Origin of the sequence: Streptomyces sp. A 4/2 (genome assembly GCF_940670765.1) — a bacterium.
GTDB lineage: Bacteria > Actinomycetota > Actinomycetes > Streptomycetales > Streptomycetaceae > Streptomyces.
The window spans coordinates 155,234-170,264 of the sequence record NZ_CALNVW010000001.1; the positions used below are offsets into that span (position 1 = coordinate 155,234).

The window sequence follows — 15,031 nt, forward strand, 5'->3', positions numbered from 1 at the left end:
CCGGGCTGTCGGTGGTTCTTTACGCGGACAGCTTCGCCAGCGCCGCGTCGATCCGCTGGAGCGAGCGCTCCTTGCCCAGGATCTCCAGGGACTCGAAGAGCGGCAGGCCGACCGTGCGGCCGGTGACCGCGACGCGGACCGGGGCCTGGGCCTTGCCGAGCTTCAGGCCGTGGGTCTCGCCGGCTGCCAGGACGGCTGCCTTGAGCGCCTCGGGGCTGGTCCAGTCGGCGTCGGCCAGGTTGGCGCGGGCCGTGGTGAGGAGGGCGACCGGGTCGCCCTTCATCGCCTTGGTCCAGGACGCCTCGTCCTCGACCGGCTGGTCCAGGAAGAGGAAGTCGACGTTGGCCGTGATGTCCGAGAGGACCGTGAGGCGGGTCTGGGCGTGCGGGGCGATGGCCTCCCAGGCGGCCTGGTCGAAGTTCTCCTCCGGCCAGTTCGCGTGCGGGGCGCGCAGCCACGGGGTGCAGGCCTCGGTGAAGGCCTTCACGTCCAGCAGCCGGATGTGGTCGGCGTTGATCGCCTCGGCCTTCTTCAGGTCGAAGCGGGCCGGGTTGGCGTTGACGTCCTTGATGTCGAACTTCTCGACCAGCTCGGCGACCGTGAAGATGTCCCGGTCCGCGGAGAACGACCAGCCCAGCAGGGACAGGTAGTTGAGCAGCCCCTCGGGGAGGAAGCCGCGCTCGCGGTAGAGGTTGAGGGACGCCTCGGGGTCACGCTTGGAGAGCTTCTTGTTGCCCTCGCCCATGACGTACGGGAGGTGTCCGAAGAGCGGGATCTGCTTGGCGACGCCCAGTTCGATCAGCGCCTTGTAGAGCGCGATCTGGCGCGGGGTGGAGGAGAGCAGGTCCTCGCCGCGCAGCACGTGCGTGATCTCCATCAGCGCGTCGTCGACCGGGTTGACGAGCGTGTAGAGGGGGGCGCCGTTGGCCCGGACGATCCCGAAGTCCGGCACGTTCTCCGGGGTGAAGGTGAGTTCACCGCGGACCAGGTCGTCGAAGGTGATCGTCTCGTCGGGCATCCGGAAGCGGACGATGGACGTACGGCCCTCGGCCTTGTACGCGGCGGTCTGCTCCTCGGTGAGGTCGCGGCAGTGGCCGTCGTACCCCGAGGGCCTGCCCGCCTTCCGGGCGGCGTCGCGGCGCTCGTCCAGCTCGGCGGTGGTGCAGTAGCAGTCGTACGCGTGGCCCGCGGCCTGGAGCCTCTTCGCGATGTCCGCGTAGATGTCCATGCGCTGCGACTGGCGGTACGGCGCGTGCGGGCCGCCGACCTCGTCGGGGCCCTCGTCCCAGTCGAGACCGAGCCAGCTCAGCGAGTCGAGGAGCTGGTTGTACGACTCCTCGGAGTCGCGGGCCGCGTCGGTGTCTTCGATACGGAAGACCATGGTGCCGCCGGTGTGCCGGGCGAACGCCCAGTTGAACAGGGCGGTACGGACCAGGCCCACGTGCGGGTTGCCGGTCGGGGAGGGACAGAAACGTACGCGGACGGTCGCGTTAGCCACGCTTGATCACCTTGTTGGTGAGAGTGCCGATGCCTTCGATGGTGACGGCGACCTCGTCGCCGATGTTGAGCGGTCCGACGCCGGCCGGGGTGCCGGTCAGGATGACGTCTCCGGGAAGGAGTGTCATGGCGTCGGAGATGTTGACGATCAGATCCTCGATGGAGTGGATCATCTCGCTGGTCCGGCCGAGTTGGCGCTGGTCGCCGTTGACCGTGGCCTGGATGGTGAGGTCGGACGGGTCGAGGTCGGTCTCCACCCAGGGGCCCAGCGGACACGAGGTGTCGAAGCCCTTGGCCCTGGCCCACTGCTTCTCGCGCTTCTGGACGTCGCGGGCGGTCACGTCGTTGGCGCAGGTGTAGCCGAAGATGACGTCCTTGACGCGTTCGCGCGGGACCTCGCGGCACATCCGGCCGATGACCACGGCCAGTTCGGCCTCGTGGTGCAGCTCGCTGGAGAAGGAGGGGTACTCGATGGCGTCGCCGGAGCCGATCACCGAGGTGGTGGGCTTGAAGAAGGCGAACGGGGCGTCCGGGACCTCGTTGCCGAGTTCTGCCGCGTGCTCCGCGTAGTTGCGGCCGAAGGCGACGACCTTGTTGGGGAGCACGGGCGGCAGCAGCCGGACCTTGCTCAGCGGGACCTTGGTGCCCGAGAGCTCGAAGTCGGCGTACGGAATGCCCTTGATGATGTCGAGGACGAGACCGGCTGCGTTGCCGGTGTCTTCGCCCTCGACCGCGCCGAAGGCGACATTGCCGTCGATGGAGAATCTGGCGATGCGCACGAGTGCTGTCGCCCCTCACTTACTGGCTGGCTGGAGTCTGACGCTCCAGGCTAACTCGGGCGGGGAGGGGCTGCCGCGCGATTACCCCGCGTCACTCGGCGTCGGTGACCTGCGTCGGGGCGGGTGCTTCCATCAGGATGGTGCGGCGGGGGTTGGCCGTCGCGGTGGGCAGGGTCACGGCGTGCTCCGGCTGCTCGGGGCGCTGCAGCTGCTCGGCGTCCGCGAGGTGGGCGAGCGTGGTGCGGCGGGGGTTGGCAGTGTTGCGGAACAACGTCGTCGTCTTCATCTGCTTGTTCGGCCCTGTCGGTCGGGGGCGCGGAGCGCCGGGTTGTCGGATTCGCCATCCCTGTAAAGCGTCAGGCTAAACATCTGATTCCCCGCAGAAGCGTGGAGGGGACAACGATCCAGGTGTGAGTTTCCTCACGACTCACCGGATAATTGGGGCATTTCAGACACTCAACCCTCTATCACCAAAGGGACATTGCGTACCTGAACCATTCATTCCGCTCCTGATCGTCGCGACTGGGACACCCCCCGGCCGTAAGCGGTACGTAAACAAAAGTCCGATTCCTCCGTGATCACTTTCTACGCCTGGTAACTCGGCGCTCACGCCCTGTCAATAAGGTCACGGCCAGGTACTTGGCCCTTGTTGGAGATCCGTCACTGTGCTGGAATTCCACGCACTGCCGCGCAGTCTTTGTGGAGACACGACCGGACCGGCGCACGACGGGCGCAACGCAGCGCCGAGTGGCGGCGGTGAAGGGGGAAAGTAAAGACGCCGGTCACTGACGACCACCATGGGGCGCGCCGCGCCCCACGACTCGACACCGTGCCACCGCCTGTGCGGAGGGACGCCTGGTCCAGAGGTTGCGACGCTAGTGCAGGGACGTTTCAAGAGGGATGGCAGCGCTGCGGCGGAACAGGAGCCGCGCGGCGGGACCGACCGCGCCTCCTCCCCCCAGCACGCCCAGAACCCGCAGAACCACGGTCCGGCCTCGGCCGGCGCGGGTGAGTCCAGAGGTTCGGCCTCGGCCTCGGTCCCGGCTGCTCCGAAGTCGAAGGGCCCGGTCAGCACCGGCTCACGAATAGCCCTGCGCAACTGGCGCATCAGCACCCGTCTCGTGTCGCTGCTGGCACTGCCCGTGGTCGCCGCGACCACCCTCGGCGGGCTGCGCATCGACGACTCGCTGACCAAGATGCAGCAGCTGGACCACATGCAGCTGCTCACCCAGATGACCAAGCAGGCGACCGAGCTGGCCGCCGCGCTCCAGGAGGAGCGGGACAAGTCCGCGGGTCCGCTGGCACACGGCGCGAAGGCCGACGACTTCAACGTCGCGGAGCCGCGCAAGCGCACCGACCTCGCCGACAAGGCATTCCTCGACGGCACCACGCAGTTCGACAGCACCAAGCGTGACGAGTCGATCGAGTCGATCCGGGGCAGCCTCCGCGGCATCGCCACCAAGCTGACCCGCCTCAAGGCCATCCGCGCCGACGCCTACCAGGGCAATGCCACCACCACGCAGACGGTCAACGAGTACAGCGAACTGATCGACTCGCTGCTCGGCCTCTCGCAGGACATGGCACAGGCGACCGCCAACCCCGAGATGATCAAGCGCACGCGCGCCCTGGCGGCCTTCTCGTCCGCCAAGGAGTACGCGTCCATCCAGCGGGCGGTCATCTCCGCGGCCCTGCCGCCGAACAAGAAGGACCACGGCCACCTGGAGGAGAGCGACCGGCTCTTCGCCAAGTCCGCGATGCAGAGCGAGGAGGACGCGCTCAAGTCCTTCAAGCTGGTCTACGCGGGCAACTCCGCGACGCTGACCGCCCCGTTGGACACCGGTAACCCGGAGATCACGGCGGCCAACCTGTACGCGAAGCACGTCCTGGAGAACCAAGGCGGTCTGGCCAACCAGGCCCCTCGTTCGTACAAGGACTGGTACGACGCGGACAGCAACCGCATCACGGCCATGAAGACCATCGAGGCCACGCTGCTCGGCGAGATGGAACAGAAGGCCCGCTCGCTGCGGAACGACGCCGAGAGCGAGGCGATCATGAACGCCGCGCTGATCGTGCTCGTCCTGGGTGTGTCGCTGGTCGGCGCCTACGTCGTCGCCCGGTCCATGATCCGTTCGCTGCGCCGGCTGCAGGACACCGCCACCAAGGTCGCCGGGGAGCGCCTGCCCGAGCTGGTCAAGCAGCTGTCCGAGACCGACCCGCAGGACGTGGACACCTCCGTCGAGTCCGTCGGTGTGCACAGCCGGGACGAGATCGGACAGGTCGCCGCGGCCTTCGACGACGTGCACCGCGAGGCTGTCCGGCTCGCCTCCGAGCAGGCCATGCTGCGGGGCAACGTCAACGCGATGTTCACCAACCTCTCGCGCCGCAGCCAGGGCCTCATCCAGCGCCAGCTCTCGCTCATCTCCGAGCTGGAGTCGCGTGAGGCCGACCCGGACCAGCTGTCCTCGCTCTTCAAGCTCGACCACCTCGCGACCCGTATGCGCCGGAACGGTGAGAACCTCCTCGTCCTCGCGGGCGAGGAGCCGGGCCGCCGGTGGACCCGTCCCGTGCCGCTGGTCGACGTGCTCCGCGCCGCCGCGTCCGAGGTGGAGCAGTACGAGCGCATCGAGCTGGCGGCGGTTCCCGCGACCGAGGTCGCGGGCCGCGTGGTCAACGACCTCGTCCACCTGCTCGCCGAGCTGCTGGAGAACGCGACGTCGTTCTCCTCGCCGCAGACGAAGGTCCGCGTCACCGGGCACGCGCTGCCCGACGGCCGGGTCCTCGTCGAGATCCACGACACCGGTATCGGTCTCTCCCCCGAGGACCTCGCGGCGATCAACGAGCGGCTCGCCTCGCCGCCCACCGTGGACGTCTCGGTGTCCCGCCGGATGGGTCTGTTCGTGGTCGGCCGGCTGTCCCTGCGACACGGCATCCGCATCCAGCTCAGGCCGTCCGACTCCGGTGGTACGACCGCGCTGGTCATGCTGCCCGTCGATGTCGCCCAGGGCGGCAAGAAGGCCCCGGCCAAGCCCGGAGTCCCCGGCGGACAGCCGCAGATGGGGCAGAAGCCTCCGTCGGCCGGCTCCGGCCGGGTCGGTCCGGGTACTCCGCGCGGCCAGGTCGGCGCCGGTACTCCGCGTGGTCAGGTCGCGGCGGGCACCCCGCGCGGCCAGGTCGCGGGGAACGGACCGCGCGCCGCGCTGCCCTCCCGCGACGGAGACCGTTCGATCCACCCCGGCGGCCCGCAGCAGGGCGGGGCACCGCAGCAGCCCGGTCCGCCGCAGGGCACTTCGGCGCCGGCCCCCGCTTCGATGAACGCCTTCGGCGCCGGGGCGCCCATGCCCCGCCGCATGGGCCAGGGCGGTCAGGACGGCCAGGGCGGTAACGGTCCCGGGCGTCGGCAGCCCGGCCAGCAGTTCCCCCAGCAGTCGGGGAACGACGCCTTCCAGCCTCAGCCGGGACGTCAGCAGCAGCTGCCGCCCAGCGGCGGTCCCCGGGCCGAGCTGCCCGGCGGTAACCCCCAGCCGCAGGCGGCGCAGCGCCCGCAGACCCCGAGCTGGGGCAACGAACTGCCGCAGCGCGGTGGGCCCGACGTGCCGCGCGGCCACGAGGAGACGGACGCGGGCGGACCGGGTGCGCAGTACCGGCAGCCGTTGCGGCCGATGCGTCAGTCCAACGGGGCGCCGCCCCATGGCGCCCAGCCCGGCGGATTCCCTTCCCAGGACCGGCAGGGCGGGTCCGACACGTTCTTCAACGAGCGGCAGGGCCCGGGATCCACCGCCGAGTTCCAGCGTCCGGACTTCGACGGGCCGCCGCCGCAGAGCACCGGCCAGTTCGAGCGCTCCGACGTCTTCGAGCGCCCGGACGTCCGTGGCCCCCAGCGGCGCCCGCAGATTCCTCAGGTGCCCCAGGTGCAGCAGCACCAGGAACCGCACCAGCAGGACGGCGGGTACCAGGAGCCGCAGTACCAGGAGCCGCAGCAGCAGCCGCAGGACCCCGCGTCCACGGCGCAGTTCCCGCGGCCGGAGTTCTCGGACTTCAACGCACCGCGCCCGCCTGCCCCTTCGGAGGCTCCGGGCGGTCTGCCGAACCGGCGTGACCGCGAGAACGACGGCCCCGCGCCGGGCCTGCCGCGTCCCGCCGTCCCCCACAGCCTGCCGCAGCAGCCCCAGTACGACGCGCTGCCGCCGGCCGCCGATCCCGGTGACGGCCGTACGCCGCTCTACGACACGCTGGAGACCAACTGGTTCCACGGCGCGCAGGCCGCGAGGGCCGCCGAGCCGCAGGAACCCTCCGTACCCCAGCAGCCGACGGCGGCTGCCTCTCCGGCACCCCGCCGTGAGCCCGCCGGGCAGGGCGGACCGAGCACCACCTGGCGCTCGTCTCCCAACGACGAACTCGTACGGCAGGCGGAGCGGGCGAAGAAGCCCGCAGCCGGTGGTGTCACCACATCCGGTCTGCCCCGACGGGTACCGCGTGCCAATCTGGTCCCCGGCACCGCACAGCAGCAGGCCCACCAGGCCGGTCCGCAGGTTTCGCGTGCGCCAGACGACGTACGCGGCCGGCTGACCAATCTCCGGCGTGGCATCCAGCAGGGCCGCCAAGCCGGAACCGGCCCCTCTCACCAGCAGGAGCACTAGTTGAGTCCGATGAGCCAGGCGGCGCAGAATCTGAACTGGTTGATCACGAACTTCGTGGACAACACCCCTGGGGTGTCCCACACGGTGGTGGTCTCTGCCGACGGACTTCTTCTGGCCATGTCCGAAGGCTTTCCGCGTGACCGTGCCGACCAATTGGCGGCAGTGGCCTCCGGGCTGACCTCGCTCACCGCGGGTGCCTCCCGGATCTTCGAAGGCGGCGACGTCGCCCAGACCGTGGTGGAGATGGAGCGCGGCTTCCTCTTCCTCATGTCGGTCTCGGACGGCTCCTCGCTGGCCGTGCTCTCCCACCCGGACTGCGACATCGGTCTGGTCGGATACGAGATGGCCCTGCTGGTCGACCGTGCGGGCAGCGTCCTCACCCCGGACCTGCGCGCCGAACTCCAGGGGAGCTTGCTCCACTAGACAGCGTCACCCACAGGTTTTGCCCGTACCTTCCTCACCTACCGTCCGGCCGTATCCCGACCCCCCCACCGGCCCAAACAGACGGCACTCCGACTCACCGCTGTCACGCCCGGAGGATCCATGACCCCGCCCCCCGCCTCGCACGATCCGTACGGCGCCCTGCACGACGCGTCGTACGACAGTGAGGGCAACCAGCCGCTGGTACGTCCGTACGCCATGACCGGCGGCCGGACCCGGCCGCGCTACCAGCTCGCCATCGAGGCGCTGGTCAGCACCACGGCCGACCCGGTGCATCTCGCGGGCCTGCTCCCCGAGCACCAGCGGATCTGCCACCTGTGCCGCGAGGTCAAGTCGGTGGCCGAGGTCTCGGCGCTGCTCTCGATGCCGCTGGGCGTCGCCCGGATCCTCGTGGCCGACCTGGCGGAGGCCGGCATGGTGGCCATCCACCAGCCGGGCAACGGCGAGGCCGGCGGTACCCCGGACGTCACACTGCTCGAAAGGGTGCTCAGTGGACTTCGCAAGCTCTAGCGGCGGAGCGGCTCGATCGACCACCTCCGCGAAGATCGTGGTGGCGGGGGGCTTCGGCGTCGGCAAGACCACCTTCGTCGGCGCCGTCTCGGAGATCAACCCGCTGCGTACCGAGGCCGTCATGACGTCCGCTTCCGCGGGCATCGACGACCTCACGCACACCGGGGACAAGACGACGACCACCGTCGCCATGGACTTCGGACGCATCACCCTCGACCAGGACCTGATCCTGTACCTGTTCGGCACCCCCGGGCAGGACCGCTTCTGGTTCATGTGGGACGACCTGGTGCGCGGCGCGATCGGCGCCATCGTGCTGGTCGACACCCGCAGGCTGTCCGACTGCTTCCCGGCGGTCGACTACTTCGAGAACTCGGGGCTGCCGTTCGTCATCGCCCTCAACGGCTTCGACGGACACCAGCCGTACACCCCCGACGAGGTGCGCGAGGCCCTGCAGATCGGCCCCGACACCCCGATCCTCACCACGGACGCGCGACACCGCGCAGATGCAAAGAGCGGACTCATCACCCTCGTCGAGCACGCACTCATGGCACGTCTCAAGTAGTCGTCCCCATACGGCAGTTGCCGTAGGTGTTCTGGGGCGGGCTGCGTCCTTTGACACGATCCGCCCCCATGTTCATAACGTTTCGACAGAGAATTCATCGACTGCGGACACCCGTTGCACTCGATCGGTGTCGCTGTGCTCATATCGGTCCCTGCTTTTGGCTGGGCTCGCTCTGTATGACCGTTTTATCTGAGGCGTACGCCACTCGGTGCGGCTGGTTCCAGCTGTTTGGAGCCATGCCGCCCGACGTGCTGGAATTCGACGAACTCCCGAGTAGTACGGCTCTGAACGAAAACGGCACACCGTAGGTGCCGACGCCGAGAGGTTGTTGGTCGAGTGAGGCGAAGCAGGAACAGCTCCGCGGCGGAACAGACGCGGGGGAACTTCACCCCGCCGTCGCGGTCGGCTGCGTCTTCCGCCGGAAGGACCGGGGCTGCCACCCCCTCGGGGGACGGTGACCTCGGCAGCAGCGGGAGCAGACTGTCGCCTCGCAACTGGCGTGTGCCCACCAAGCTCAACGCGATCCTCCTCATCCCGGTCGTCGTCGGCCTGGTCATGGGCGGATTCCAGGTCAAGGACTCGATCACCACCTGGAACCAGGCGCAGGACGCCGAGCAGGTCGCTCTCGTCGTACGGGCCGCCTCCGCGTACAGCGAGGCGCTGCTGGCCGAGCGCGACATCAGCGCCGAGCCGCTGCTGTCCAACCACCGCGACGGCAACGCGCTCGTCGCCGAGGCGTACCGGCGCACCGACGACGCCGCGAAGTCCTTCGACACCGCGGTGAAGAACCTGCCCCGGAAGAAGGGCCTCCAGCGCCGTCTGCAGCTCTTCCGGGTCGAGGAACCCACCCTCCCCACGCTGCGCAAGACCGCCTACATCCAGGCGATGGACCCGGTGAGGACCGAAGAGGGCTACGTCAAGGTCCAGCACTCGCTGATGGAGTTCTCCAACGAACTCGGCCTCGGCACCGGCAACATCACCAGCTACGGGCGTACGGTCTACGCGATCCAGCTGGCCCAGGCCGCAGAATCGCTTCAGCGGGCCATCGGCACCCATCTGCTGGTGCGGCCCAGCAAGGATCCCGCGACCTTCCAGGCACAGGTCGTCGCCTTCAACTCGTACAACTACCTGGAGCAGATCGCCCTCCAGGAGTACCTCTCCGGCGGCACCCAGGCCGACGCCGACAACCTGAAGTCGGAGATGGCGGCGCAGGCCGCCTCGGGCAGGACCCGAATCGACCAGGACAGGCAGGCGGCCAAGGACGCGAAGAAGTCCTATGTGACGCCGCCGTCCAAGGGCGGTTCGGTGTTCGACGGCATCGCGGCGGAGATCGGCAAGGGCCAGAGCCCCGCCGCGCTGCGGGCCAAGGGCATCACGGCCGAATCCTGGAGCACGGCGGCCGGGGTGAAGTTCAACGGCTACAGCGCCCTGGAGAAGCACCTGGTCGACAACGCGGTCGGGGACGCGGCGAAGATCTCGCACGACGCGAAGAAGGACGCCGTCACCAACGGCGCCGTCGTCCTGGTCGCCCTCCTCGCGGCCTTCGTGCTGGCCGGGATGATGGCCCGCCAGATGAGCCACGCGATGCGACGGCTGCGCACGGCCGCCTTCGGGATAGCCGAGCAGCGGCTGCCGACGCTGGTCGACCAGCTCTCGCGTACCGATCCGGGCCGGGTGGACACCCGCGTACAGCCCATCCCGATCAACACCCAGGACGAGATCGGCGAGGTCGCCCGCGCCTTCGACCAGGTCCACCGTGAGGCGGTCCGGCTCGCGTCCGAGCAGGCCATGCTCCGGGGCAACGTCAACGCGATCTTCACCAACCTCTCGCGCCGCAACCAGTCGCTCATCGAGGGCCAGCTGACGCTGATCACCGCGCTGGAGAACCGCGAGGCCGAGCCGGAGCAGTTGGAGAGCCTCTTCAAGCTGGACCACCTGGCGACCCGGATGCGCCGCAACGGTGAGAACCTGCTGGTCCTCGCGGGTGAGGAGCCCGGCCGCCGGTGGAACCAGCCGGTGCCGCTCGTCGATGTGCTGCGGGCCGCGTCGTCGGAGGTCGAGTCGTACGAGCGCATCGAGCTGACCGGAGTCACCGAGACCGAGATCCACGGCCAGGCCGTCACCGACCTCGTGCATCTGCTCGCCGAGCTGCTGGAGAACGCGACCACGTTCTCCTCGCCGCAGACCAAGGTGCGGGTCACCGCGACCCGGCTGCCGGACGGCCGGGTGATGATCGAGATCCATGACAAGGGCATCGGCCTCACCGCCGAGGACTTCGCGGACATCAACCACAAGCTGGCCAACCCGCCGACGGTGGACGCGGCGATCTCGCAGCGCATGGGGCTCTTCGTGGTGGGCCGCCTCGCCGACCGGCACGGGGTACGGGTCCAGCTGCGCCCCTCGGGCGAGCAGGCGGGCACCACTTCGCTGGTCATGCTCCCCGACGCCATCACCCACGGGGGCGGCGGCGAGCCGCTGCCCGCGGACGACTTCGACGTCTCCTCGATCATTCCCGAGCAGCAGTCCCGGGAACAGCTGTCCTTCGAGACCGCTCCGTCGCCGACGGCGGCCGAACTCGGCTTCGACGACACCCGGTACGGCGACGGCGAGCCCCTTCAGCCGCTGCCCGTCGCACCGCCGCGCGGGCGGCCCGCGCTGGACGGACCGTCCTCCGGCGGCGGACGGCCGCTCTTCCGCGACGAGGCGCCTGCTCAGGCCGGTTACGGGCAGGACGAGTTCGGCCGGCAGCAGTACCAGCAGCCGCAGCACGAGGACTACGCGCAGTACGTACAGCAGCCGGCGCAGCCGCAGCAGGAGTCGTACGGACAGAACGGCTACCCGGGCTCCGCCGGCTACCCCGGAACTGACTATGCGGAACCGGTTCCGACGGACTCCGGACACCTCGCCCCGGCGGCTCAGCAGGCTTCGTACGACAGCCCGTTCGACCCCCAGGCACATCAGGACGACTGGGCTGGTCAGGCCACGTACCAGGACGGTTTTCGGACGGCTTACCAGCCGGAAGCGGAATCTGCTCCGGTCGCTCCCGCGAGCGCTTCCGAGCGCGTAGGCTTCCCCCGTCCGGGACCGTCTCCGAGCACCTCCCACGAACTGACCGACGCAGGGCTTCCCCGCCGCGGAGGTCAGCCGCAGCCGCCGAAGCCGGACCCCGAACAGCAGAGTGGGGACGGGGAACGCAGCGGACCCGAGGACTGGCAGTCGTCGAACGACGAGCGCTGGCAGCGGGCGGAGAAGCTGCGCGAGCCGAAGGCAGGCGGGGTCACCCCCTCCGGCCTCCCCGTGCGGGTGCCCAAGGCCAACTTGGTCGAGGGCAAGGCTGAACAGACCCCGCAGGGCGGCCCCCAGGTCTCCCGCGCGCCCGAAGACGTCCGGGGCAGGTTGAGCAACCTGCGCCGTGGCGTCCTGCGGGGACGCAATGAAGGTAGTGACACGAACGGTCAGGCCACCGGGATTCACCACAGTGGTCCTGACAGCACCTACAACCAGGAGCGTTAGTGTGAGCCCGATGAGCCAGGCGGCGCAGAACCTGAACTGGTTGATCACCAACTTCGTGGACAACACCCCCGGGGTGTCCCACACCGTGGTGGTCTCCGCCGACGGACTCCTTCTGGCGATGTCCGAAGGCTTTCCGCGTGACCGCGCCGACCAGTTGGCGGCAGTCGCTTCCGGGTTGACCTCGCTCACCGCGGGGGCGTCCCGGATCTTCGAGGGCGGTCATGTCAACCAGACCGTCGTGGAGATGGAGCGCGGCTTCCTCTTCATCATGTCCGTCTCCGACGGTTCCTCGCTGGCCGTACTCGCCCATCCCGAGGCCGACATCGGTCTGGTGGGGTACGAGATGGCCCTGCTGGTGGACCGTGCGGGCAACGTGCTCACCCCGGACCTCCGTGCGGAATTGCAGGGCAGCCTTCTCAACTAGCAAACAGACAGTGCGTTTCTGGCCACCGCGCCTTATGGTGCGGTGGCGCGGCTCCACAGGAACAGCGACCGGCAGTCGGAGGAGGAAACGTGTCAACACCACCAGGCGATCACCCCTACTACGGCGGGCAGCAGTCTCCGGGCGAGTTCGACCGGAACCGTTTCGATTTTCCCTCCACGCCCGGCAGACACGGTCGCCCCTCCGGTGAGCCGCAGCCGCCTTCTCCGTACGACCAGCCGCCCCGTATCCAGCCGGTGCAGCCGCACTGGGCCCCTGAGCCGGATCCGGCTCCCGCGGCCCACAATCCTTTGGTACGCCCGTACGCCATGACCGGCGGCCGGACCCGGCCGCGCTACCAGCTCGCCATCGAGGCACTGGTCAGCACCACGGCAGAACCTTCGCAGTTGCACGGGCAGTTGCCCGAGCACCAGCGGATCTGCCGACTCTGCGTCGAGATCAAGTCCGTTGCCGAGATCTCGGCGCTGCTCACGATTCCCCTCGGCGTCGCCCGCATCCTCGTCGCCGATCTGGCCGAGGCCGGGCTCGTCGCGATTCATCAGCCCGGCGGCGACGATGCCGTCGGCGGCCAGCCAGATGTGACACTGCTCGAAAGGGTGCTCAGTGGACTTCGCAAGCTCTAGCGGCGGTGCAGCCCGCTCCACTACCTCCGCGAAGATCGTGGTGGCAGGGGGCTTCGGCGTGGGCAAAACCACGTTCGTAGGCGCCGTCTCGGAGATCAACCCGCTGCGTACCGAGGCCGTCATGACGTCTGCTTCGGCAGGCATCGACGACCTCACGCACACCGGGGACAAGACCACCACGACGGTGGCCATGGACTTCGGACGCATCACCTTGGACCAGGATCTGATCCTGTACCTGTTCGGCACCCCCGGGCAGGACCGTTTCTGGTTCATGTGGGACGACCTGGTGCGCGGCGCGATCGGCGCCGTGGTCATGGTCGACACCCGCCGCCTCGCCGACTGCTTCCCGGCGGTGGACTACTTCGAGAACTCGGGGCTGCCGTTCGTCATCGCCCTCAACGGCTTCGACGGACACCAGCCGTACACCCCCGACGAGGTCCGCGAGGCGCTCCAGATCGGGCCGGACACCCCGATCCTCACCACGGACGCGCGACACCGCGCGGACGCGAAGAGCGCGCTGATCACGCTGGTGGAGCACGCGCTGATGGCCCGCCTGCGGTAGCTCCGCGGCCGGTACGCGACGAAGGCCCGCGCCCCTTCGGGGGTGCGGGCCTTCTGCTGCCTGCGGGGCTCCCGCCCCACCGCCCCGGCTCCTTCAATTGCCGGAGGGGCTCCAAGGGTGTCCTTGATCGCCGGACGGGCTTGGTTCGTCCCGGCGGACCGGGGACACAAGAAACGGGCCCCCGCCGCTCCCCGGAGGGAGCAGCGAGGGCCCGGAAGCCAGGGGCTCAGCCCTGCCAGGAGTGCGGCGCGCGGAATCCCGGCGTGCGCTCCAGGCGGCGCCAGCCGGCCGTGGAGCGGCTCACGTGGGCCGGGGCCGCGGGCTGCGTACCGGCGCGGGCCAGCAGGATCGCGGTGATCGCGGCCAGCTCCTCCGGCTCCGCGTGCCCCTTCTCGACCCGGAGCAGCGATGCGGCGGCGGTGGGAGTACTCAAGGTGTGTCTCCTCTGCTGAGGCGTGCGGGTTACTGAGGCGGGTTGCCGTGCTTGCGCGAGGGCAGATCGGCGTGCTTGGTCCGCAGCATCGCGAGCGAGGCGATGAGCACTTCACGGGTCTCGGCCGGGTCGATGACGTCGTCGACCAGCCCGCGCTCCGCGGCGTAGTAGGGGTGCATCAGCTCGGCCTTGTACTCCTTGACCATGCGGGCACGCATGGCGTCGGGGTCCTCGGCCTCGGCGATCTGCTTGCGGAAGATGACGTTGGCCGCGCCCTCGGCGCCCATCACCGCGATCTCGTTGGTGGGCCAGGCGTAGGTGAGGTCGGCGCCGATGGACTGGGAGTCCATGACGATGTACGCACCCCCGTAGGCCTTGCGCAGGATCAGCGAGATCCGCGGCACGGTCGCGTTGCAGTACGCGTAGAGCAGCTTCGCCCCGTGCCGGATGATGCCACCGTGCTCCTGGTCCACACCCGGCAGGAAGCCGGGCACGTCGAGCAGCGTGATGATCGGGATATTGAAAGCGTCACACATCTGCACGAAGCGCGCGGCCTTCTCGGACGCCTCGATGTCCAGCACACCCGCCAGGGACTGCGGCTGGTTGGCGACGATGCCGACGACCTGTCCGTCCATCCGGGCGAGGGCGCAGATGATGTTGCGGGCCCAGCGCTCGTGGATCTCCAGGTAGTCGCCGTCGTCGACGAGCTCCTCGATGACCTTGTGCATGTCGTACGGGCGGTTGCCGTCCGCGGGCACCAGGTCGAGCAGGACCTCGGAACGCCGGTCGGCCGGGTCCTCGCTGGGGTGCGACGGCGGGTTCTCACGGTTGTTCGAGGGGAGCATCGAGATGAGGTAGCGGACCTCGGCGATGCAGGTCTCCTCGTCGTCGTACGCGAAGTGCGCGACGCCGGAGGTCTCGGCGTGCACGTCGGCGCCACCGAGCCCGTTCTGGGTGATCTCCTCACCGGTCACCGCGCGGACCACGTCCGGTCCGGTGATGAACATCTGGGAGGTCTCACGGACCATGAAG

At 69.2% G+C, this 15,031-nt stretch carries 13 protein-coding genes; 8 read left to right on the top strand and 5 right to left on the bottom strand.

All coding sequences use genetic code 11. The features are described 5' to 3' along the window. Positions 1 to 19 precede the first annotated feature (19 nt). The 3 genes from gltX to NBY69_RS00745 form a co-directional block, all read right to left on the bottom strand. Complete coding sequence (gene gltX, locus NBY69_RS00735) at positions 20 to 1,498, bottom strand: glutamate--tRNA ligase (protein ID WP_250297592.1); 1,479 nt, start codon at positions 1,496 to 1,498, stop codon at positions 20 to 22. After that, positions 1,491 to 2,276: a fumarylacetoacetate hydrolase family protein gene (locus NBY69_RS00740; protein ID WP_250297594.1), complete on the bottom strand. Its 786-nt coding sequence runs from the start codon at positions 2,274 to 2,276 to the stop codon at positions 1,491 to 1,493. Before NBY69_RS00740 ends, gltX begins: the two co-directional genes overlap by 8 nt. Positions 2,277 to 2,367: 91 nt before the next feature. Continuing rightward, complete coding sequence (locus NBY69_RS00745; RefSeq protein WP_250297595.1) at positions 2,368 to 2,562, bottom strand: hypothetical protein; 195 nt, start codon at positions 2,560 to 2,562, stop codon at positions 2,368 to 2,370. A 592-nt stretch (positions 2,563 to 3,154) separates the two neighbouring features. Between NBY69_RS00745 and NBY69_RS00750 the strand changes: the two genes are divergently transcribed. The 8 genes from NBY69_RS00750 (at position 3,155) to NBY69_RS00785 (ending at position 13,566) form a co-directional block, all read left to right on the top strand. Next, positions 3,155 to 6,913 (top strand): nitrate- and nitrite sensing domain-containing protein, encoded by a 3,759-nt coding sequence (locus NBY69_RS00750; protein ID WP_250297597.1) that lies wholly within the window; start codon positions 3,155 to 3,157, stop codon positions 6,911 to 6,913. Positions 6,914 to 6,922: 9 nt separating this feature from the next. After that, positions 6,923 to 7,336 carry a roadblock/LC7 domain-containing protein gene (locus NBY69_RS00755; protein WP_250297614.1) on the top strand — a complete coding sequence of 138 codons (414 nt, stop codon included), beginning with the start codon at positions 6,923 to 6,925 and terminating at the stop codon, positions 7,334 to 7,336. Between the two features lie 120 nt (positions 7,337 to 7,456). Further along, complete coding sequence (locus NBY69_RS00760; RefSeq protein WP_250297599.1) at positions 7,457 to 7,864, top strand: DUF742 domain-containing protein; 408 nt, start codon at positions 7,457 to 7,459, stop codon at positions 7,862 to 7,864. Next, positions 7,845 to 8,426, top strand: a complete 582-nt coding sequence (locus tag NBY69_RS00765; RefSeq protein ID WP_250297600.1) for an ATP/GTP-binding protein — start codon at positions 7,845 to 7,847, stop codon at positions 8,424 to 8,426. The genes NBY69_RS00760 and NBY69_RS00765 overlap by 20 nt, the downstream gene beginning before the upstream one ends. A 336-nt stretch (positions 8,427 to 8,762) precedes the next feature. Next, positions 8,763 to 11,939 (top strand): nitrate- and nitrite sensing domain-containing protein, encoded by a 3,177-nt coding sequence (locus NBY69_RS00770; RefSeq protein WP_250297601.1) that lies wholly within the window; start codon positions 8,763 to 8,765, stop codon positions 11,937 to 11,939. Between the two features lie 10 nt (positions 11,940 to 11,949). Further along, positions 11,950 to 12,363 (top strand): roadblock/LC7 domain-containing protein, encoded by a 414-nt coding sequence (locus NBY69_RS00775; protein ID WP_250297615.1) that lies wholly within the window; start codon positions 11,950 to 11,952, stop codon positions 12,361 to 12,363. A gap of 89 nt (positions 12,364 to 12,452) precedes the next feature. After that, on the top strand, positions 12,453 to 13,004 hold the full coding sequence (locus tag NBY69_RS00780) for a DUF742 domain-containing protein (RefSeq protein WP_250297602.1): 552 nt from the start codon (positions 12,453 to 12,455) through the stop codon (positions 13,002 to 13,004). Further along, on the top strand, positions 12,985 to 13,566 hold the full coding sequence (locus tag NBY69_RS00785) for an ATP/GTP-binding protein (protein ID WP_250297603.1): 582 nt from the start codon (positions 12,985 to 12,987) through the stop codon (positions 13,564 to 13,566). The genes NBY69_RS00780 and NBY69_RS00785 overlap by 20 nt, the downstream gene beginning before the upstream one ends. Positions 13,567 to 13,792: 226 nt before the next feature. Here NBY69_RS00785 and NBY69_RS00790 read toward each other — a convergent pair whose 3' ends face one another. Continuing rightward, a complete protein-coding gene (locus NBY69_RS00790; protein ID WP_250297604.1) occupies positions 13,793 to 13,999 on the bottom strand; it encodes an acyl-CoA carboxylase subunit epsilon in 207 nt (68 codons plus the stop codon). A gap of 29 nt (positions 14,000 to 14,028) precedes the next feature. Further along, positions 14,029 to 15,031: carboxyl transferase domain-containing protein (locus tag NBY69_RS00795; protein ID WP_284347814.1), on the bottom strand; the 1,003-nt coding region annotated here is incomplete at its 5' end.

What these genes read in the sequence shown, in the direction of transcription:
- NBY69_RS00745 (WP_250297595.1), bottom strand. Translation starts at nt 2,562, where the DNA reads ATGAAGACGACGACGTTGTTCCGCAACACTGCCAACCCCCGCCGCACC.
- NBY69_RS00755 (WP_250297614.1), top strand. Translation starts at nt 6,923, where the DNA reads ATGAGCCAGGCGGCGCAGAATCTGAACTGGTTGATCACGAACTTCGTG.
- NBY69_RS00760 (WP_250297599.1), top strand. Translation starts at nt 7,457, where the DNA reads ATGACCCCGCCCCCCGCCTCGCACGATCCGTACGGCGCCCTGCACGAC.
- NBY69_RS00775 (WP_250297615.1), top strand. Translation starts at nt 11,950, where the DNA reads ATGAGCCAGGCGGCGCAGAACCTGAACTGGTTGATCACCAACTTCGTG.